The sequence below is a fragment of the Deinococcus yavapaiensis KR-236 genome, assembly GCF_003217515.1.
GTDB classification, from domain to species: domain Bacteria; phylum Deinococcota; class Deinococci; order Deinococcales; family Deinococcaceae; genus Deinococcus_A; species Deinococcus_A yavapaiensis.
The window spans coordinates 1-19,878 of the sequence record NZ_QJSX01000004.1 but is presented as its reverse complement, the minus strand read 5'-3'; the positions used below and the strand labels follow the sequence as shown (position 1 = coordinate 19,878).

Genomic DNA, 19,878 nt, shown 5'->3' with positions numbered 1-19,878 from the left:
CCTCAGTCGAACTTCACGCGAAGGCTCGTCACGTAGATCACCGTGAAGATCATCACGACGAGGAAGATCAGGACGGAAGCCGCCGAGCCCGCGCCGAGCAACTGGAAGTCCACGAGTTGCTGACGTGCGAACGCGCTCATCGACACGGACTCGGGCGCATAGCCTTTCATGACGAAGATCACGTCGAAGACGCGCAAGGCGTCCAGCGTTCGGAAGATCAACGTCACGAGAATCGCCGGCACGAGCAGGGGCAGCGTGAGGCGGAAGAACTGCGTGACCTTACTGGCGCCGTCCACGTCCGCCGCCTCGTACATGTCGCTCGGAATGCTTTGCAGGCCCGCGAGCAGCAGCAGAGCCACGAACGGAGCGGTCTTCCAAACGTCCACGGCGATGATGGCGGGCAGGGCAGTGATGGGATTGGCGAGCAGGGACTCCCCGGGTTGCATCACGCCGAGGCGCAGCAGGATGTCGGTGACGACGCCGAAGTTGTCGTTGTACATCCACGACCACATCTGGGCGCTCACCACCGTCGGAATGGCCCACGGCACGAGAATCGCCGTTCGCATGAGGCCGCGACCACGAAACTTCGAGTTGATGACGAGCGCGAACGCGAGGCCGAGGACGAACTCGAAGCCCACGGAAAACACCGTGAACACGACCGTGTTGCGAACCGCACCCCACCAAGCGGGATCGGCGAGCAGCGAGGCGTAGTTCGAGAAGCCGACGAGTCGAGGAGCGTCCGTCGATCCGAGGTTGGCGTCGGTGAACGACAGATAGATCGTACGGAACAACGGATATCCGGCGACGAACGCGATCGCGAGAAGGGTCGGCACGAGCAGCCAGACGGCGGTGCGCGCCCGAGCCCGTTCGATGCCGGGACGGCGCGTGGACGTGGGAAGCGAGGAAGTTGCCATGATTCTCCTTACGGTAAGTGACCTGTGCGGAAGCGTCCTTGATCGACTTCGAAGAAGCTTTATGCGAAGCGCTCGGCCGTCACGTCGGTAATCGAACGTGGGCGCTCCAGCATGGAGCGCCCACCATGTCGACGAACCGTCGTTTAACGGAAGCCGGCGCCCTTGAGGCGGGTCAGGGACGTTTGAAGTCCGCTGAGCGCCTGCTCGGGCGTTTGACGCTTCGTGAGCACGGCGTACACTGCCGAGGCGAATTGGTTCGACACTTGGTTGTACTTGCTGGCCGTCGGGCTCGACGGGCGCGCCACCGCGTTCGTGAACACGTTGTAGAGGCTGCCGAAGAACGGCACGGCTTTGAGGACGTCTTGGTCCTTGTAAAGCGCCGCGATCGTCGGGTTGTACGAACCTTCGACCGCGCGGCGCTTTTGCTCCTCGCGGCCCGTGAGGTAACGCACGAGGTCGGCGGCGACCTTCTGGTTCCGACTGTAGGCGCTCACGCCGAGCTGCCATCCGCCGAGGGTGCCGGCGCTGCGCGCGCCGGTTCCGGTGCCCGCCGGCAAGGCGACGACGCCGACTTTGCTGCGAACGGCCGAGCCTTCGCCTTGAGCCAGCGCCCAGGCGTACGGCCAGTTGCGCATGAAGGCGGCGTTGCCTGCTTGGAAGACGTTACGGGCCGCTTCCTCGTCGTACGTCGTGACGCCCGACGGGGCGATGGTGCCGACCCAGCTCGCGGCGGTGCGCAGCGCGTTGCGCGCGCCGGCGTTGTTGATGGTGACGTTGCCGTTCGCGTCGATGACCGAGCCGCCGCCGAACGAGGAGATCCACTCGAGCGCGTCGCACGCGAGACCTTCGTAGTTGCGGCCTTGGAAGACGAAGCCGACGAAGCGGTTGTTCGACTTGCGCTCACCGGCTTGGATCGTGCGCGCTTGACGCTCGAGCTCCGCCCACGTCTTCGGGGGGTTCTTGAAGCCGTACTTCTGCAGCAGGTCCGTGCGGTAGTACAGCACGCCGGCGTCCGTGAACCAAGGCATCCCGACGAGCTTGCCGCCGATGGTGTTGTTACGGATGATGGCGGGGAAGTGCGCGTTGACTTCCGCCGCGGGGATGTACTGCTTGAGGTCGATGAAGTGCTGGGCGAGCAGGCCCGGCCAAATCACGTCCATCTGGTAGACGTCGATGTCGCTGCTGCGCGCGGCGAGTTGCTGCTGGTACAGACCCAAGCGGTCGTTGGTGAGGTTGGGCGACTGAAGGATCTTGACGGTGTTGCCCGTCTTCTTGGCCCATGCGTCCGATCCCGACCGGCAGAACTCGAGTTCTTGGCCGACCGCGCCGCAGGCGATGGTGATCGTGACGCCTTGCGCCGAGGCCGCGCCGAGCGCGGACAGAGCGAAGGTGAGGCCGACGGTAAGAGCTTTTTTCATAGCTTCCTCCCAGAGGTCAACCTGGTGCGGATGCGGACCGAGCGAAGCCGGAACCGATTCCAAGTCCTGGTATGTTGACGATGGCAGCCTACACTGAGCGTTTACGAAATGTCAAACGAAACCCATTGCCGAACGAAGTCGTCCAGCACGCTGAAACGTTCAAGTGCAACCCTATGCACGCCTTCTCATGAGACGCGGCGGAAGTACCGAGCGTTCTTCGGACCGCGTCCGCGGCGTTCCACGACGCCCGCGTCCAAGAGGGCGCGCAACACGCGCCACGCGCCTTGCGTCGACAAGCCGAGTTCTCGCCGCACGTCTCCGTTCGACGCGCCCTCCGGACGGCTCGCGAGCGCGAGGGCCGCTTCGCGCGACGACCCGGCGCGGCGAGGACGCCCCGTCCGCTCGGCACGCTCCACGGCGGCGCTCGGCGCCGACCGACGAAGCGCGCCGCGGGCGTCGCTCGACAAGGCGTACGTCGTGTTCGCCCCGCGTCCCGACTTCACGACGAGGCCGCGCTCCTCCATCATGGCGAGCAGCCTCGGCGTGCGCTCCTCGGGCAGTTGCAGCGCCCGCGCGAGCGCGGCACGCGGCACGTCGCCCTCGCGTCCGAGGACGCTCAGCACGATCAGCATGTCGAGCGACAGCGTCTGCATCTCCTCTTGCTTGCGCGCCACGAAGCGCACGAACTCCGCGTCGAAGCCGGGATTGTGCAGCGTCAACGTCACCGCGTCCTCGTACGTCGTGAACTCGGGCGGTTCTTTGCCGTGACGCAGCATCAGCGAGTACATCTTGTCGACCCCCACGCCCGCGCGCTCCACGAAGCCGAGCCGTGCGAGCGACTCGGCGAGCAGCGGATTGCGCCGCTTCGGCGCGTGGCGCAAGATGTTCTCCGACGTGATTCCACCCGGAAAGCCGCCGGGATTCATGATTTCGAGGCGGTCCGGGAAGTGGTGGACGTGCACGACGTCGCGCAGCGTGTAATCGCGGTGTGCGAGCGCGTTGAGGATCGCCTCGCGGTACACCGCCTCGTCGTAATCCCACACCTCGATGCGAAAAAGACCGACTTGCACGGGCGTGAAGGCGTTGCGGGCCTGCACGAGCTCCGAGAGGCGCAGCAACAAGGCCGGAAGAGGGCGAAGCAGATCCTCGCGAAACTGGAACTCCACGTCGGACGTGGCGTGATGGTAGTAACACACCTCCGCTTGCGGCACGTACGCCTTCAACGCGTCCGACGTGCCCGCCATCAAGATGCCCGCCACGGTGGGTTTCGCTTCGCCGTTCACGTCGCGAATCAAGCCGAGTTCGCGCAGAAAGTCGAGGTCGGCGAGCGACGCGAGGTTGCCCTTTCGTCCCATCGAACGCAACCTCGCCACCTCGAAGGGATCGAGATCGGCGAGCGACGCGTGCGGCGGCACCGATTCCGTGAAGTCGGGTTGCACCAGCGGTTCGTGCGGCAACGCGCTCACCGGCACGAGGTGCGCGCCGTCCCACGCGACGACCTCGCCTTCGAGCGTGGCGAGCAGGTACGGCGCTTGCGGAACGTGCACCGACAGCACGCGCACTCCTCCGAGCGGCTCGTGACGCACGTTCACGCTGAGCTTGCCGCTCGTGAGCTCGAAAATCGCGTGCGTTACTTGCAGCGGATGAATGTCCGAGGCGTCCTGCGGCCCGTCGGGGCCGACGCCGACGAGGATGGTCCCGCCGCGCGCGTTGGCGAGTCCGACCGCGTAACGCGCGAGCACCTCGGGGCTGATATCGACGCCGAGCCGCACCACGGCCGCCTTGGCGACCGGCAAGGAAAAGTCGAAGGAAGCGCCCATAGATCGAACACGCATTAAAGCAGACTTCATACCCACGCGCGACGAACGCCGACGTCCCCGCACGCCACGACGGCAACGCGCCGCCCGACGCCCCACACGACCGCCGCCTGATCGAACCGCGCGCCGAGCGTCCGCACTTCGCGCAGCGACGCTCCGACGACGATCAGCGACGCCTCCTCCCATTCGCCCTCACCGTTCACCCCGTCGAGCGGCGAGCGCCCGAGCGCCTCGACCCCGCGCCGCAATTCTCCCTGCCTCCATTCGTTGAGGCGCTCGGGCGTACGCTCGCCGCTCGGATTCCAAGCCGTCACGATGCCCCACGTCCCGTTCGCCCACGAAGGCCTTCCGCTCGGCGCGTCGCTCAGGGCGAAGCGTTCCTCGCGCGTGCCGTACGTGGCTTGCTCGAACGCCCGCCACAAGTCCTCGTTCACCGGGTCACCGTCGCCTCGACCGCCGCGACGCGACCGCGAAACGAGAACAGCAACCCCACCTTCTGCCCGAGTCGGAAGCGGCCACCCAAGACGACGCGGAAGCGTGTCCGCGCGCCGAGGGTCGTGCCGACCGAGAGCGGCACGCTCGCCACGACTCGGCAACGCGGCGCGCACTCCAGCAAGTTCGCCTTCGCGTTCGCCGTCCACACGCCCGTCAGGACGTCGCCTTCGCCGACGTTCGACAGCGCGGCTTCGACGAGGACTCCGCCCGTCGTGGGCTTCAAGACGGCCCTCGGCACGAGCGGCGCGGCGGCCGCGCTCGACACCGCCAAGACAAGCATGACGAAGCTGCGTCCCAAACGTTTCATGACCTCATCACTCTACGTCGTCTTCGCCGTGCGCGTCATCCTCGTTTGCTCCGCCCGCGACGTCCACGTCCACCTTCATCACCTCGCGCAGCACCGAGGTCGCGAAACTGCCGCGCGGCAAGAAGAACGACACCGTGAAACCGTCCTCGGCGGACGCCACGCGCGCGTCCTCCAAAAACACCCGGGACAAGCGGCGGTCTCCGCGGCGCGACGCGAACACCTCGGGCGTCAAGCCGAATCGGTCCAGAATCTCGCGCTCCAAGTCGCCCGCTTCGTCCGTCAACGGCTTCACCTTTCGCCCGAAGAGGGTGCCCGTCGCGCTGATCTCTCCGCGTGCCGCGCGCTCGGACTCGGCGGCGGCGTCCTCCACGCGGAAGACTCCGCCCGTGTCGTGCTTCTTGGCCATGTCGCCCCTCAGCACCGCGTCGAACCATCCGCGCTCCATGCGCGCCGAGAGCCAGGCATTGAACAGCACGCTTTGCACGCTCGACACGAGAAAGCGTCGCACGCGCGGATCGCGAGTGCGCGACTCGCCGCGCAGCACGCGCAATCCCTCCTCGGCGTTGAGGCCGCCCAAGCCGAAGCGTTGCGGTCCGAAGTAATTCGGGACGCCGCGCCGCACGAGCTCGTCGAGAATCGCCGTCGCGACGGTCTCTTCGCCTCGCGCGCCGCGAACTCGCACCGTGAAGCGATTGCCGCGCAGATGTCCGATGCCGAGCTTGTTGCCGTGCCGCGCGACCTCCAAGACGTCCACGCCTTCCATCGAGAACCGTTCGAGGCGACGCTCGGCCTTGTCGGGCAAGCTCAGCCACTGCGTCGTGACGGCGTGACGATCCTTCAGGCCCGCGATTCCGATGCGTTCGAGCTTCACGTCGAGTTGCCGAGCGATCTCCTTGGCGACGAACGCCGTCGTGTGACCCGTCTTGCGCAGGCGGACGTACACGTGTTCGCCTTCACCGCTCGGCGTGTACAGCGGCACTTCCTCCACGACGAAATCGTCGGGCTCGGTGCGCAGGACGCCGCCCGTGCCGAGCGTGCGAGTGAGGGGCGTCAAGGTGGACCAGTCGAACGAGAAGGACATGCAGGTACTCTAGCGGCCCGCCGGGAAGCGCAACTCGCGCGCGAGCCCGCCGCGCCGCAATCTCGCCAGGGACGGCGCGAGCACGGCGGTGCGAAAGACGTCGACGAGCGGCGACCCTTGCGCTTGCGGACGAACCACCGCCCCCAGCGTTCGCCACAACGGCGCCGGAAGCGACGCTCCCCGGACTCCTGGCACGAAGGGCTCCAGCACGAGGCGCGACAGCACCGTGAATCCTTGCCCTTGCGCGACGAGACCGAGCGCGACGTGCGGATCTCGTAGCCTGACGCTCGGCTCCAGACGTCGCCCCGTGTGCGCGTGCACGTGCGCGGCAACGAACGGCGCGCAGTCTTCCTCGCACACCACGAACGGCGCGGCGAGCAGGGCGTCCCACGTCGCCAAGGGCGGCGCGCCGTCGGACGTCACGACGAGGTACTCGTCGTCCACGAGTGGCGTCGAGACGAGTTCGGGCCGCATCGGCAAGCGCCCCAAACCGATGTCCGCCTCGCCGCTCGCGACGAGCGCCTCGATCTCGTCGTGCTCGCCCGACGTGTCGCGCACGACGAGCCGCACCTCGGGGTACGTCCGCCCCAGCGTCGCCAACTCGGGCGTCACGAGGTGCCGCAGGGCGCTGCGGCAGCCCGCGATCCTCAATTCGCCCGCCACCGCTTCGCCGCCATGACGCCTCATGGCTTCCAACGCGTCGAGCGCTCTTCGAGCGTGCGCCACGACGCGCGTCCCGGCGACGGTCGGTCGCGCGCCGAAGCGGCCACGCTCGAAGAGAACCGCGCCAAGCTCGACTTCCGCCGCTTGCACCGCTCGGCTCACGCTCGACTGCGCGACGCCGAGTTGCGCCGCCGCCTCCCCGAAACTTCCGAGCTCGGCGACGCGCACGACGACCAGAAGTTGCACGCTCGACAATTGAGGAATGGCGGAGCTCGCCGCGTCGATCACGAAGTCGATCACGCGCTCATCATAGACGGCACGTGACGTTCCATGCGGAAAACGCATGAACGGGAACGCGCTTCATGCCGTGCGTGCGTTGCCGACCCGGCGACGGCGCGGCACAATGAACGTCGACTTCCCGCATGACACGCGCCGCTTGTTTCGGCGCGAGAAAGGTCGTATGCCGCGCACGCTCCGCTCGCCGCTCGCCGTTTCGTCGCTGTCCGCCCTTCTCGGCCTCGCCCTCGCCGGCGGCGCCGACCGTCCCGTCGTGCTCGCTTCGCCCGCCCTCGGCGCCCTCGGTTCCGTACGTGACGTGCAGATCGCCTCGGACCGAGACGGTCGCGTCACCCTCGCCTTGATCGCCGACGAGGGCCGCGCCATGAGCGACAAGGGACCCTTCGTCGCTCGGGCCGTGCGCGCTTGGCAATTCGAAAACGGCGCGTGGACCGCCCTCGGCAATATCCTCAACTACAAGCGGCCCCGACCCGCCGCCAACCTCAACCTCGCCCTCGACGAGCGTGGAACGCCCGTGCTCGCCTGGAACGAGAATTACGGCGACAACGACGTCGTGGAGTTCCGAGCGTGGCAAGGCGGCGCGTGGACGAACTGGCAGTCGCGTTACATCGGCATCTCGTCTCCGCAAGCCGCCAAGACCCGCGCGGTCGCCGCGTGGAACGGCGAGCCGACGATCATTTGGGGAGAACTGCCTCGCAACGGATTCGGCAGCAACCTCACACGCCGCCGCTGGAACGCGGCCGCCGACACGTGGGCGCGCAGTGACCGCCTCAACACGCCCGGCGTGTACGCGCGGCAACCCAGCCTCGTTCTCGACGCGAGCGGGCGCGGCACGGCCGTATGGCTCGAAGGCGGCTTGGTCAGCGCCGAGATTCTCGCGTGGCGCGAGGGACCCGGCGGCTGGACGCGTCTCGGCCCGCCGCTGTACCGCCGCGCGCGCGCCTACATGACGACGCCGCGCCTCGCCCTCGACGCGGCGGGTCGGCCGATCGTGGCGTGGCTCGAAGACTTGAACGGCCGTGACACCCTCTACGTCTCTCGCCTCGACAAGAACGCCTGGACGCCCTTGGGCGGCGCGCTCAACGTCGACACCGCCTCCTCGCCCTCGCTCGCCCTCGACTCCCGCGGACGGCCCGTCGTGGCCTGGATCGAGGAGCGAGCGGGCGTCGGGCGAGTCCACGTCGCGCACTGGACGGGGGAGACGTGGCGCGACGTCGGCCCGCTCAACCTCGACTCGGCGCGTGACGCCCGCTCGCCCGCCGTGACGGTGACGCCCGACGGAGCGACCTTCATCGCGTGGCGTGAAGACGTCGCTGGCCGCTTCGCCGTTCAGGTGCGCCGCTTCGAGTGAAGGCGTCCGCGTCCCGCCTCGAAGGAGACGCCTTCGAGGCGGGACGGTCGCGCTCAGTCCCCCGCGGGAAGCAGCACCGCCTTCTCGGCGGGCTTCAAGAACGTCGCGCCCGCCACGAGCAACAACAGCGGTGGCAGCGTCAGCAGCACGGGCCGCAACGAGTCGCCGCTGAAGCGCACGGCGAGCGGTTCGAGCAGCATGCCCGCGTACGCGAAGGTCGACACGAAGCCCGCCGCGCCTGCGCCCAGCCCCGCGTTCGCTCCCCACGACAGCAGGATCGGAATCAACCCGGCGATCGTCACGCCCAGCCCCAGCAACGCGAGCGCGGCGAGCGACCACTCCGACGCGTTGACGAGCGCCACGGCGCACGACGCCGCTCCGATCGCGAGGAGACGGAGCGAACCCCGCGTGCCCCACGTTCGCCGCGCCACGCACGACAGCGCCGCTCCGACGCCGAACGCGACGTAGTACGCGCCCGCCAGCAAGCCCGCTGCGTTCGCGCTCGCGCCGAGGTCGCGCTGCAAAAAGGTCGCGCTCCAAGACTGCATCATTCCCTCGGCGTAGTACGCGACGAGGGCCGCCCCGCCGATGACGGCGAGCGTGAGACGCGACGCGACCTTCGGCGCCCCGTTCGCGCTCGAAACGATCCGCCCGCCTTTCGGTAAGGCCCGCGAACCGAGCAGCAACGGCGCGGCGACGACGGTGACGAACGCGCCCAGCAGCACGCCCAAGTTCGCCTCGACGAGCAGTCCGCCGAGCAGCGCGCCGCTCACGGCGCCCACCGCGAAGCCTGACTGCACGCGGCCCAACAGCGGCGGGCGTCCGCTCGCCTCCAAGTCGAGCGCGGCGCCGCTCGCGCTCATGTCGAGCAGGGCCGTCACGACGAGCAGACCTGCCACGCCGACGAGGAACACGGCCGCGCTCGGCGCGAGCAGGATCGACCACGCGAGGAGGGGCACGGCGAGTCCGACGAGTCGCAGCGCCGACCGCTTGGAGCGCGGACCGAGCAGGCGACCTCCGTACCATAAAAGAGGCAACGCCGCCGCGGTACCCCACAGGAGGGCGGCGGCGAGCGCTGCCATGTCCAAGTTGTACTTCTGCAACAAGGTGTGGTACGCGACTCCGAAACTGGCGTCGACGAACCCGAGAAGAGCGTAAAAGCCGAACAGCACCGACGAACTTCGCGAGAACGGTCCTCGCATAACTTCCGCCGCTTCGCAGGCCGGGCGTGACGCACGAAACCACCCGAACGCGGCCTTCTGGAAACGGACGGCGAACTCACCTCCGTGACGTGGAAAACGCCGTTCGTGCCGACGTTCTCCGCGACCCGTCCCCGTCGGGGGCGAGCCACACCGTGCATACGCAGCGGTATATACATTCTCCCACGGCCTCGTCGGAAGAGCATGAGCAAAGCCCGAAAGCCCACGACCGCCGCGTCCGGCACCGCCGAATCGGTCGCTTCGCTCGGCGAGAGGAGGAAGCCGCGACGTGCACGGTGCGCTTCATCGCCCCGACGCACGCGATCCGCGGACGGGAGCGCCGCCAAGTCATGCTGCACGTCCTTGGCACTTCCTTCGTCGAGGTTCATGAAACGCCATCGGTCCGTACGGCCCGCGTGACGTCGGCCCGTTTCGGCGCGCACGACCTTCTTGACTTGGGACCACGGCGAGGGCGCGGTTCAGCACGGCGAACGACCGCCGAGACGTCGGGGTCCGCCGCTTCCGTTCGCCCGAACGTGACTTGGAGCGTGACCGAACGAGCCCAAATGGGATACAATACTCGCTTGGAATGCCCGCACTCGCCGCGCGGCTTTTTTGCTGTCAGGGTCTGAACGCCTTGTGGGCGCGGCGCGAGAACGAGCGAAGGAGTTGTATGGAATACCGGAATATCGCGATCATCGCGCACGTCGACCACGGAAAGACGACGCTCGTCGACGGCCTGTTGAAGCAAACCCTCGAACTCAAGCACGGCGAGGAGATCGCCGAGCGCGCCATGGACTCGAACGCCCTCGAGAAAGAACGCGGCATCACGATCCTCGCGAAGAACACCGCCGTCGAGTACAAGGGCGTCAAGATCAACATCGTCGACACCCCCGGCCACGCCGACTTCGGCGGCGAAGTCGAGCGCGTCCTCGGCATGGTCGACGGATGCCTCCTGCTCGTCGACGCCGCCGAGGGCCCGATGCCCCAGACGCGCTTCGTGCTGCGCAAGGCGATCGAACTCGGCCTCAAGCCCATCGTCGTCATCAACAAGATCGACCGACAGGACGCCCGCCCCGAGGAAGTCGTGAACCTCACGTTCGACCTCATGGCGGAACTCGGCGCGAGCGACGACCAGCTCGACTTCCCGATCATCTACGCGATCGCGCGTGACGGCAAGGCGTACACGAACATCGAGGCGCCTCAAGACGACATGCACGAGCTGTTCGAGACCGTGCTCGAGCACATCCCCGCGCCCGACGTCGACCTCGAAGCGCCCTTCCAGATGCTCGTCACGAACCTCGACTACTCCGAGTACCTCGGTCGCATCGTCGTGGGCCGCGTCAAGCGCGGCAAGGTGAAGCGCGGCGAGTTCGTCAACTTGATGCACAAGGACGGCACGATGACGAAGGTGCGCGTCGTGCAGCCGTTCACGCACTTCGGCTTGCGGCGCATCGAAGCCGATCAAGTCGGCGCGGGCGACATCGTGGCCCTCGCGGGCATCGAGGACGCGCAGATCGGCGAGACGGTCGCCGATCTCGCCGATCCCGAGGCCTTGCCGATCATCACCGTGGACGAACCGACCGTGTCCATGGTCTTCCAGCCGAACACCTCGCCCTTCGCGGGCAAGGAAGGCAAGTACGTCACGAGCCGTCACCTCAACGACCGCCTGAAGAAGGAAGTCATGACGAACGTGTCGTTGCGCGTCGACGAGATTCGCCCGGACGAGTTCAAGGTGTCGGGCCGCGGCGAACTGCACCTCTCGATCTTGCTCGAGACAATGCGCCGCGAAGGCTACGAAGTGCAAGTCGGCGCGCCGCAAGTCATCACGCGCGACATCGACGGCGTGAAGCACGAGCCGATCGAACACCTCGTCCTCGATGTGCCCGAGCAGTTCTCCAGCACCGTCATCGGCGTGCTCTCCAGCCGTAAGGGTCAACTCGTGAACATGGAGCCGCAAGGCACCCGCGTGCGCATCGAGTTCAAGATCCCGTCGCGCGCCTTGTTCGGCTTCCGCACGCAATTCCTCTCCATGACGCAAGGCGAAGGTATCATGAGCCACATCTTCGACGGCTACGCGCCGTGGGCAGGCGAACTCAAGACGCGCCAGAACGGCAGCCTCGTCGCCATGGAAGACGGAAACGCCTTCGCGTACTCCATCTTCAAGCTGCAAGACCGCGGCACCTTCTTCATCGACCCCGGCACGGACGTCTACGTCGGCATGATCGTCGGTGAGAACGCGCGCGAGCAGGACATGAACGTGAACGTCAACAAGAACAAGAAGCTCACGAACGTCCGCTCGGCGGGCGCCGACGAAGCGCTGACCTTGATTCCGCCGCGTCGCCTGTCGCTGGAGGACGCGCTGGAGTACATCGCGGACGACGAACTCGTCGAGATCACCCCGCAGTCGATTCGCCTTCGCAAGAAGGTCCTCAATCCCAGCTTCCGCAAGTAACGCCGGGACCGAGAAAACCAAGGAGAGGAGGGACGCTGGCTAAGCCGAGCGTCCCTCCTCTCCTTTTCGGTATGGCGATTAACCCTCCTCATGAGCCTAAAAACGCGATGAAATGGGGGAATTTCGTCGAAGTCTGACCGTACTTCCATGGAAGGCACGAGGATCGATGTTGATGGCCTAGGCGCGTGAAGGGGCTCTCACGCCTAAGGCGCGTCTGGGACGCTTGAGCCGTCCGCTCATCCGTTCGACGTGAGGGCCTCGTAAGCTTGCGGGCGTCCCGAACTTTATTAAGTTCGTATGCCTCGTCCTGTTTTGTGAATTAACGTATGGACACAGCGTCGCATTCCATCACCCGCCCCTACGACGGCACGCTCGCGACCGAAAAGCACGAAGAACAGCTTCGGGGGAGCTGGCGTGAACATTTGCTTCGCGGCGATGTACGTCAAGAAAGATCACGTAAAGCAAGCGCTCGACTCGGTGAGTGCACGAGCATTCGGCACCGGTCTAAGGCCGGGCGAAGCCGCGCCTCCACCCTTCGCGCTTGCAAGGGGGACTGTATGCGCCGACGAAGTCGATCGCCGTGAAGGTGGGAAGTCGCCCGATACCAGGGTGACGCTCCCTTCACGGCCCCAGTGCCCGTGACCGTGCCACTTCACGCCCGCGAAAAGCGTGAAGCGCATGAAGCCACAGGTCGCCAACAAAAACGTTCGAGCATGTCGCTCGAGGACGCCAACGCGGCAGCGAAAACTGCGGCGGCCGCTTCCCATGGAGGTTCACGTGGCCCAAAGAACCTAACTCCACCGCCTCGGCACCCCCACACCCAGTCGACAATCCGCCATCGCAAATAGGAGCGAAGCAATGTCGATCACACCAAGGGACAGGACACGTCGACCCAACCTCATCAAAGGCATGCTCGCCGCCGGAACGCTGACATTGCTGAGCGCCTGCGGTCAATCGAGTCTGACCAGCAGTTCCGCGCCGAACGGAAGCTCGGCGAGCGCCGCGCGCGACCCCAGCCCGATCGTCGCGCTCGCCGACATTTCACCTGCCGCCGACCCGGATTCGGTGAGCTTCACCTTGGAAGGATGCCGCAACAACGGCACGATCACCCTGCCCAACTCGGGCGGGAAGTTCATCTGCCCCGACGGTGCCTACACGACTGGCAACCTCGGCAAAGGTTGGAACGAACTCGACCTCGTGCCGTACCGCGTGACCGCCAAGGCGGGAAACTCGGCCCCCAGCAGCCAGACGTACACCGTGTCGATCGTCGTCGACAACGAGGACGCCGGCAAACCCGGCTACGACGTGCTGTCGGTTCCGGTGCTCAACACCGCCTTGTCGAGCCCCTCGGGCTGCTCGGTCGCCACCGTCGACGATCCCGCGAAGATCCTCACGCCCGGCTTGGGCGGGATCGACAAGTCGCTGTACCGCCGCATGAACGTCACGCAGGCCAGGAACACGACCTGCGTGTACGACTACTACGCTCGCCTCGCGCTCGGATCGCACCTCTTCCCCGGCTCGTCGCTGCACGCGAACTTGGCGAACAAGGTCTTGGGAACGGCCGGAATCGGGTCGAAGGACGTGTCGATTCCCGTCAAGGAGATCTTGCCGCAAGAACTGCGCAAGGACATGAGCGCCACCCAAGGCACCGACTCGGTGTGGAACGTCACCAAGGCCGCGACCCCGGCGAGCGTGCTGTTCCCCGACACGTGCGACGTCAACGCTCCGCGCAGCAAGCCCGTGTCGATTCGGGTCACTTGGACGAAAGGAGCGCCGACGCCCAGCGGCCAAGTCACGGTGACGACCAACATCTATGCCAAGAACCCCGCCAGCCGCTTGATCACGGTCAACGTGAGCGACGTGATTCGTTCCGGCACCAGCGTCCTCGACACGATCAGCACCGCGATGGGCGGAGTGGATGTCGCCGCGAACACCGAGCTGTTGGTACTCACGCACAGCTTCCTCGTTCCGGCGGGCACCGCCGACCTCAATGACATCGCCACCGCCAGCTACACCGACAAGGTGACCGGCGTCGCCGTTCCCGGCACGACCACCGCGACTGCCAGCGCGACCGTGCAAAGCAACGGGACTTCCACCAACCAGACGGCCAGCGTCTCCGACGTGGAAAGCCTCGTCGGCGCGGGCTTCACGTTCTCCACCGACTCATTCGCCTTCACCCCGACCGGCCCGAGCGGCTCGTTCTCGAGCTACACCGCTGGCACCGCGACTTCCGGCCCCGTCACTTGGACGTCGGGCACTTTGAGCGCGGGCGGCTACGTCGACTTCAGCAAGACCGTGTACGTCGCGGCCGGAGGCGTCAGCAGCACCGGAACGCTGAGCGACACCGCGACCCTGACCACGTCGGGCAGCGTCACGGCAAACGCGTCGGCCAGCGTCAACATCTCGTCGGACGCGCGCGTCAAGCTCACGATCGACAAGACGATTCCGAACGTGCTGAGCGGCAACGAGACGCAGACGTTCACCTTCCGCGTGTACGACGCGTCCAACGTCGAGGTCGCCACTCCGACCATCTCCTTCGCCGCCGGTGAAACCAGCAAGTCGGTCACGGTCTCGAACCTGGCTCCCGGCACCTACACCGTCAAGGAAGACGCCGCGACAGGCTGGGCCGCTCAAAGCGACCAGACCGCCGCCATCGCCTTGCCGTCCTGCTCGGGCAGCGTGAGCTTCGCCAACGTCGTTCCTCCGGCCAGTGCCAAGGTCCGCAAGGTCACCTTGCCCGCCGGGTCCGAAGCAGGCTGGGAAATGACCCTGACGGGCCCCGGCACTCCGGCAGGTGGCGAAAAGGTCACGACGACCGGCACGGGCTCCGTGACCTTCACGACCGCTTTGCAAGAAGGCAGCTACACCATCACGGAAACGTCCAAGACGGGCTTCGACCAAACGAGCGCGTCCACCGAGTGCAGCTTCACCGTGAATTACCCGGCCGACGCCGCCCGCGTGTTCGACTGCGTCTTCACCAACACGAAGCGCGGCACCATCATCGTCGAGAAGCAGACCAATCCGGACGGAGCCTCGGGCACCTTCGCCTTCACGGGCACGGCGGCGGGCTCCATCGGTGACGGCCAAACCATCGTGGTGAGCAACTTGGCGCCCGGCACGTACACCTCGACCGAAGCCGTCCCGGCCGGTTGGGACTTGAGCAGCATCGTCTGTGACGACAATGCCAGCGCGACGGCCAGCAGCGGCAGCGTGAGCACCAAGACCGCCACCTTCAAGCTCGACGCGGGCGAAACCGTGAAGTGCGTCTTCACCAACCTCAAGCTGCCGAAGCTGACCGTGGTCAAGGTCGTGAACAACGACTTCGGCGGCACCAAGGGCGTCAGCGACTTCACGTTGAAGGTGAACTCGACCAACGTGACGAGCGGCGTGACGAACACCTACCCGGTGGGCAACTACACCGTGAGCGAAGCCACGCCGTTGCCCTACGGCTACACGCAGGACAGCATCGTGTGCGTGAACAACCTGACGAACGCGACGACGAACGGCGGCGCGGTGAACTTGGCGGCAGGTGACGACAAGACCTGCACCATCACCAACAGCGACTCGCCCGCCACGATCGTGATCGTCAAGTACGCTACGCCTGCCAACGGCAGCTTCGCCTTCACGACGACCGGCAGCGGCTACACCGCCGGCTTCACCCTCACCGGCGCGACGACCGGCGACACGAACAAGAACGTTACGACGAACCTCGGCGCGGGAACCTACAAGGCGACCGAGAACACGCAACTCGGCTGGTACCTCACCGCCATTGGCGGATCGAACGACCCGACCACGCCCGACGCCTGCATGGTCAGCGGTCAAGGCGGCAGCACGGGCCAAGGCGACCTGAACACCCAGACGGCCACCATCAACCTGAAGATGGGCGACACCGTCACCTGCGTGTTCGAGAACACCGGCCAAGGCGTGACGCGTACGCAAGGCTTCTGGTCGACGCACCCCAACTTGGCGCTCATCGCGTGGACGGGCGGCGCGCTCGGCAAGAACAGCTTCCCCGGCGTCACCTCGATCTCCGGAATCGGCGACATGGCGCTTTGCGGCAAGCCGGTCGTGGCGGGAAGCTTGACGGTCACCGGTTCTTCCGACCTCATGGGCGGCTTCTGGAGCGGGATCTCGAAGACGAGCCAGAACAAGTCGCGCTCGGCGCTCGACCAATCACGCATGCAGCTCTTGCAGCAACTGCTCGCCGCTGAACTCAACGCGTCGGCGTTCGGCAGCGTCCCGAGCGGCGGCATGGGCAAGTTCGCCGCCTGGGAAGCGGCGTACTGCGGCACGAACGCCACGGCCATGCAAAAAGCCCAGCAGGAAGCGGCCAACTTCAACCAAAACGGCGACAGCGGAACATTCACTCCCGGCACGGCGGCCAACAGCAAACTTGCCCGCGCGATCGCCAATTACGTACGCTGGGACAGCTTGCCGTAACACCACGCACGCGAGGCGAGAAGGAACGGGACGTTGGAAGTCCCGTTCCTTCTCGCCGTTTTCTCCACGATGCGTGTACTGTGAAGGGCGAGGTGGGTCGATGACGAACGGCTCTCGAGGCGTGGACAAAGCTTCGATGTTCTGGTTGCTGCTCGGCGGCGCGGTGCTCGCCGCGTGGTTCGTGATTCTCGGGGCGCTGGGGATGCTGAGCGCCCTCGGTTGGTTGGTGCATCCGCTCGCCGCCGGATTGCTCGCGCTGTACGCCTCGCTGGCCTTCGTGCCTTCGGCGTGGCGACGTCCCCTGCCGATCCTCGTGGCGGTCGGCGGGATGTTCGCGCTTTGCTTCACGGCGGCGAGTTGGGTGGTGCATCCCTTGGCGGGCGTCACGATCGGTCTCATGGCCAGCACGGCCTTCACGGGCAAGCGGCGGGACTTGCCGCGACTCGTGTTCGCCGTGGCGATCCTCGCGATCAGCTCGATCGTCGGCGCGAGCTGGGCGATGTATCCACTCGTGATTCTGGGCATCATCGCGGCCTTTCTCGCGCCCACGACGTTCTCTCGGCAACGCAAGCTCGAGGAGCGCCGCGCCGCGAAGCGCGCGCAACGAGCGTTGACGCTCGGCGCTCAGCCCTTGCCGTCTCCGTCCGACGCAAAGTCGCTTTCCGTGCCCATGCTCGTGATCGAGGAGGGCGCAGCGGAGAAACGCCCCGAGAAGCAAGCGCGCCGCCGAGCGCGCCGTGCCCGCCGCCAAGCGCCCGAGCCCGTCCCCTCGACGTCCGAGCCGACGTCCACCTCGCCCTCGGACGACGTCACGCCGACCCTCTCGGCGCTCCTCGCGCGAGACGGCCACCGCCTTCCGCTCGGCGCCCATGCCAAGCTCACCGAGCTGCGAAGCGCCGTCCGTGAAGGCCTCGCTTACCTTCGCGAGCACGACGCGCAGAACACGGACAGCTTCCACCTGCTGAGCTCCATCGCCGACGACTACGCGCCGACGGCCGTTCGAGCTTACCTGCGCCTGCCCGCGTCTCTCGCGAACGTGACGCCCCTGCAAGACGGCAAGACGGGTTCGGACTTGCTCACCGAGCAACTCGATGTGCTGCTCGCGGCGACGAGGGACGTCATGACGAACGTCGCCGTGCGGGGCGGACAAGACCTCCTCGCGCACCGACGGTTCCTGGAGGACAAGTTCCGCCGCGCCAGCGACGACTTCGACATTTGACCGGACGTATGTTTTCTGCCCGGGGTGCTATGGTGAGTACGCTTGGCATGCGTGAGCTCACGAGTCCTCAGAACCCGGAAATCAAGGCGGTCGCGCGCCTCAAGGAGCGGCGCGACCGCGAACGCGAAGGTCGCTTTCTCGTGGAGGGCACGCGCGAGTTGCAACGCGCCGTGCGCGGAGGCGTGGCCCTCGAGACGGTCTACGTCTGCGAGGCGTTGCTGCGCCCGGAAGGACGCGAATTCGCGGCGACGCTGTCGGTGCCGACCGTACGTGTTTCGCCGGACGCGTTCGCGAAACTGTCCGTTCGAGAGAACCCGGACGGTCTGATCGGCGTGGCCCCCGCGCGGGCGACATCCACGCCGAGCTTGCCTCGAGACGCGCTCGTCCTCGTGCTCGTGGGCTTGGAGAAGCCCGGCAACCTCGGAGCGCTTCTGCGCACGGCGGACGGCGTGGGCGTCGATCTCGTGCTGCTCGCGGGCAGAGGCGTGGATCTGCACAACCCGAACGTCATTCGCGCTTCGCAAGGCAGCGTGTTTACCGTGCCGACCGCCGTGATGACCGACGACGAGGCCCTCGCGTTCTTGGGCGCCCAGAGTGTTCGCGCGTTCGCCCTCACCCCCGAGGCGGACGACGTGTACTGGCGCGCGGACCTCACGGGCCGCGCGGCCCTGGTGCTCGGCACGGAACACGAAGGCTTGCCGCCGCGCTGGAAAGCGGCGGCGACGCGCGGATTGTCCATTCCGATGCGCGGCGAGGCCGACAGCCTCAACGTGGCGACCGCAGGCGCGCTCGTGCTGTACGAAGCGCTGCGGCAACGGAGCACGCGTTCGTGAACGAGCGCTTCGACGTTCGCGTGGCCCGGGCGAAAGTGCGCGCTTCACGCCGATCGCTCACCAACCTCCTCGAAAGGCCCGGCGCGCCCGACGACCTCGTGCTGCAAGCGCGCCTCGCCGTGGAGCGCGCCGAGGACGAGTGGCGCCACCTCGCGGCGCAAGTGCACCTGGAGGTCTTGCTCGCTCGGCACCGCGAGGAGGAGCTCGTGCTCGAAACGCACGCGCTGACGTCGCAAAGCGAGGTGTGGCGCGAGAAGCAGTCGAGCGACGGCGCGTCGCCGCGCGAGCGGCTGGAGGCCGAGATGCGCTTTTTGGAGACGAGTGACCTCCTGAGCGCGATCGGCGCGGTCCCGTCCGCGCCCGAAGTGCCCGAACCGACGTGGCAGTCGACGGCGCGTGACGCTTGGGTGCATCGCGCGGACCATCACCCGGTCGTTCGTGAAGCCGTGCGGGCGTTGGAGTTCACGCGCTGGATGGCGGAACACGCGCCCGTGCCGAGCGCCCGCGTCGCCGCCCGTGCCAGCGTGCCGAGGCGCACGGCCGATCTCGCCGCCGCGCGTGAAGGCGCGCAGCGGTGGATGGACGAGCAACTCGAGCGGCTTCGGGAGTGGCGCGCTTCGTACGAAGTCGCCGCCGCCCACGTACGGGCACGCACGAGTGATACTCCGAGCGAGCGCGTCGAGCGAACGCGGGCGGCGACGCGCGCGCTTCAAGCCGCGCACGCGTACGAACGCGCGGCCTTCGAACTCGCGGCGCTGCTGCCCGAATCGCTCGTGGCGAGCGTGTGAACGTCAATCCACGCGGGCGACGTTGTCCCGGTCCTGCGCGCCCCACTTCGCCATCGCGGCGATGATGTCGCCGAGGCTGTGGCCGCGCGGCGTGAGCGTGTACTCGACGCGCGGCGGCACCTCCGGGAAGACTTCGCGCGTCACGATGCCTTGTGCTTCGAGCGTCCTCAAGCGGTCGGAAAGCGTCTTGGGACTGATGCCCGCGAGGGCGCTCTTGAGCTCGCCGAAGCGCTTCGTGCCTCCCAAAAGCTCGCGCAGAATCAAGGTCGTCCACTTCGCGCCGATGATGCCCACGGTGCGTTCGACCGCGCACTCGGGCCGCCGTTCGATGTCCGAGCCGTACGCCATGTGCGAACTGTAGCACGCAATGGTTCCCCTTCGGAAAGTCAGTAGTAAAAATCATAGCGCTTTCCGAAGGGAAGCGAAGCGGATATCATGCCGTCATGACGCCACCGCTCGACGTGCTGCGCGTCGACGTCTTCGCCGACGTCGTCTGCCCCTTTTGCTAAAGTGCGTTTGATAAGCCTCAGGACGTACTTTTGACCAGTCGGCGCACCATCAGTCGAATCATGACCTCGTACACGAGATTCTCCGCCGTCTC

The 19,878-nt window shown here is 66.7% G+C and carries 16 protein-coding genes; 6 read left to right on the top strand and 10 right to left on the bottom strand.

The window, feature by feature from the left end; all coding sequences use genetic code 11:
• Positions 1-2: 2 nt before the first annotated feature.
• The 7 genes from DES52_RS05880 to DES52_RS05855 all read right to left on the bottom strand — a co-directional run bounded on the left by DES52_RS05880 (position 3) and on the right by DES52_RS05855 (position 6,995).
• Positions 3-914, bottom strand: coding sequence for a carbohydrate ABC transporter permease (locus DES52_RS05880; RefSeq protein WP_110885877.1), 912 nt, complete (start codon positions 912-914; stop codon positions 3-5).
• Between the two features lie 143 nt (positions 915-1,057).
• Positions 1,058-2,332, bottom strand: a complete 1,275-nt coding sequence (locus tag DES52_RS05875) for an ABC transporter substrate-binding protein (protein WP_110885876.1) — start codon at positions 2,330-2,332, stop codon at positions 1,058-1,060.
• 185 nt (positions 2,333-2,517) lie between these two features.
• Positions 2,518-4,128 carry an ATP-binding protein gene (locus DES52_RS05870; protein WP_245900754.1) on the bottom strand — a complete coding sequence of 537 codons (1,611 nt, stop codon included), beginning with the start codon at positions 4,126-4,128 and terminating at the stop codon, positions 2,518-2,520.
• 50 nt (positions 4,129-4,178) lie between these two features.
• On the bottom strand, positions 4,179-4,583 hold the full coding sequence (locus DES52_RS05865; protein ID WP_170130917.1) for a DUF3293 domain-containing protein: 405 nt from the start codon (positions 4,581-4,583) through the stop codon (positions 4,179-4,181).
• Positions 4,580-4,951, bottom strand: a complete 372-nt coding sequence (locus tag DES52_RS22840) for a hypothetical protein (RefSeq protein ID WP_170130916.1) — start codon at positions 4,949-4,951, stop codon at positions 4,580-4,582. The genes DES52_RS05865 and DES52_RS22840 overlap by 4 nt, the downstream gene beginning before the upstream one ends.
• Before the next feature lie 7 nt (positions 4,952-4,958).
• On the bottom strand, positions 4,959-6,032 hold the full coding sequence (truD, locus tag DES52_RS05860; protein ID WP_110885873.1) for a tRNA pseudouridine(13) synthase TruD: 1,074 nt from the start codon (positions 6,030-6,032) through the stop codon (positions 4,959-4,961).
• Positions 6,033-6,041: 9 nt separating this feature from the next.
• Positions 6,042-6,995 carry a LysR family transcriptional regulator gene (locus tag DES52_RS05855; protein ID WP_170130915.1) on the bottom strand — a complete coding sequence of 318 codons (954 nt, stop codon included), beginning with the start codon at positions 6,993-6,995 and terminating at the stop codon, positions 6,042-6,044.
• 160 nt (positions 6,996-7,155) lie between these two features.
• Here DES52_RS05855 and DES52_RS05850 point away from each other — a divergent pair, with 160 nt between their 5' ends.
• Positions 7,156-8,343 carry a hypothetical protein gene (locus DES52_RS05850; RefSeq protein WP_146237201.1) on the top strand — a complete coding sequence of 396 codons (1,188 nt, stop codon included), beginning with the start codon at positions 7,156-7,158 and terminating at the stop codon, positions 8,341-8,343.
• A 53-nt stretch (positions 8,344-8,396) separates the two neighbouring features.
• Here the strand turns inward: DES52_RS05850 and DES52_RS05845 are convergent, their stop codons facing one another.
• Positions 8,397-9,545 (bottom strand): MFS transporter, encoded by a 1,149-nt coding sequence (locus DES52_RS05845; protein ID WP_110885870.1) that lies wholly within the window; start codon positions 9,543-9,545, stop codon positions 8,397-8,399.
• A 670-nt stretch (positions 9,546-10,215) separates the two neighbouring features.
• On the opposite strand from DES52_RS05845, the gene typA reads away from it, so the two are divergent.
• The 5 genes from typA to DES52_RS05820 all read left to right on the top strand — a co-directional run bounded on the left by typA (position 10,216) and on the right by DES52_RS05820 (position 19,277).
• Positions 10,216-11,997 carry a translational GTPase TypA gene (gene typA, locus DES52_RS05840; RefSeq protein WP_110885869.1) on the top strand — a complete coding sequence of 594 codons (1,782 nt, stop codon included), beginning with the start codon at positions 10,216-10,218 and terminating at the stop codon, positions 11,995-11,997.
• 858 nt (positions 11,998-12,855) lie between these two features.
• A complete protein-coding gene (locus DES52_RS05835) occupies positions 12,856-16,437 on the top strand; it encodes an MSCRAMM family protein (protein ID WP_146237200.1) in 3,582 nt (1,193 codons plus the stop codon).
• A gap of 100 nt (positions 16,438-16,537) precedes the next feature.
• Positions 16,538-17,656, top strand: a complete 1,119-nt coding sequence (locus tag DES52_RS05830) for a hypothetical protein (RefSeq protein WP_110885867.1) — start codon at positions 16,538-16,540, stop codon at positions 17,654-17,656.
• A gap of 47 nt (positions 17,657-17,703) precedes the next feature.
• Positions 17,704-18,489 carry a TrmH family RNA methyltransferase gene (locus DES52_RS05825; RefSeq protein ID WP_110886131.1) on the top strand — a complete coding sequence of 262 codons (786 nt, stop codon included), beginning with the start codon at positions 17,704-17,706 and terminating at the stop codon, positions 18,487-18,489.
• Positions 18,486-19,277, top strand: a complete 792-nt coding sequence (locus DES52_RS05820; RefSeq protein ID WP_110885866.1) for a hypothetical protein — start codon at positions 18,486-18,488, stop codon at positions 19,275-19,277. Before DES52_RS05825 ends, DES52_RS05820 begins: the two co-directional genes overlap by 4 nt.
• Positions 19,278-19,280: 3 nt before the next feature.
• On the opposite strand, the gene DES52_RS05815 is transcribed toward DES52_RS05820, so the two are convergent.
• Positions 19,281-19,625 (bottom strand): winged helix-turn-helix transcriptional regulator, encoded by a 345-nt coding sequence (locus DES52_RS05815; protein WP_110885865.1) that lies wholly within the window; start codon positions 19,623-19,625, stop codon positions 19,281-19,283.
• A 38-nt stretch (positions 19,626-19,663) separates the two neighbouring features.
• The coding region (locus DES52_RS23230) for a hypothetical protein (RefSeq protein WP_211317869.1) at positions 19,664-19,878 on the bottom strand (215 nt) is incomplete at its 5' end.

Bases quoted from the DNA above. Each gene is read 5' to 3' on its own strand.
- DES52_RS05880 (WP_110885877.1), bottom strand. From the start codon at position 914: ATGGCAACTTCCTCGCTTCCCACGTCCACGCGCCGTCCCGGCATCGAA.
- DES52_RS05875 (WP_110885876.1), bottom strand. From the start codon at position 2,332: ATGAAAAAAGCTCTTACCGTCGGCCTCACCTTCGCTCTGTCCGCGCTC.
- DES52_RS22840 (WP_170130916.1), bottom strand. From the start codon at position 4,951: ATGAAACGTTTGGGACGCAGCTTCGTCATGCTTGTCTTGGCGGTGTCG.
- truD (WP_110885873.1), bottom strand. From the start codon at position 6,032: ATGTCCTTCTCGTTCGACTGGTCCACCTTGACGCCCCTCACTCGCACG.
- DES52_RS05850 (WP_146237201.1), top strand. From the start codon at position 7,156: ATGCCGCGCACGCTCCGCTCGCCGCTCGCCGTTTCGTCGCTGTCCGCC.
- DES52_RS05845 (WP_110885870.1), bottom strand. From the start codon at position 9,545: ATGCGAGGACCGTTCTCGCGAAGTTCGTCGGTGCTGTTCGGCTTTTAC.
- typA (WP_110885869.1), top strand. From the start codon at position 10,216: ATGGAATACCGGAATATCGCGATCATCGCGCACGTCGACCACGGAAAG.
- DES52_RS05835 (WP_146237200.1), top strand. From the start codon at position 12,856: ATGTCGATCACACCAAGGGACAGGACACGTCGACCCAACCTCATCAAA.
- DES52_RS05830 (WP_110885867.1), top strand. From the start codon at position 16,538: ATGACGAACGGCTCTCGAGGCGTGGACAAAGCTTCGATGTTCTGGTTG.
- DES52_RS05825 (WP_110886131.1), top strand. From the start codon at position 17,704: ATGCGTGAGCTCACGAGTCCTCAGAACCCGGAAATCAAGGCGGTCGCG.
- DES52_RS05815 (WP_110885865.1), bottom strand. From the start codon at position 19,625: ATGGCGTACGGCTCGGACATCGAACGGCGGCCCGAGTGCGCGGTCGAA.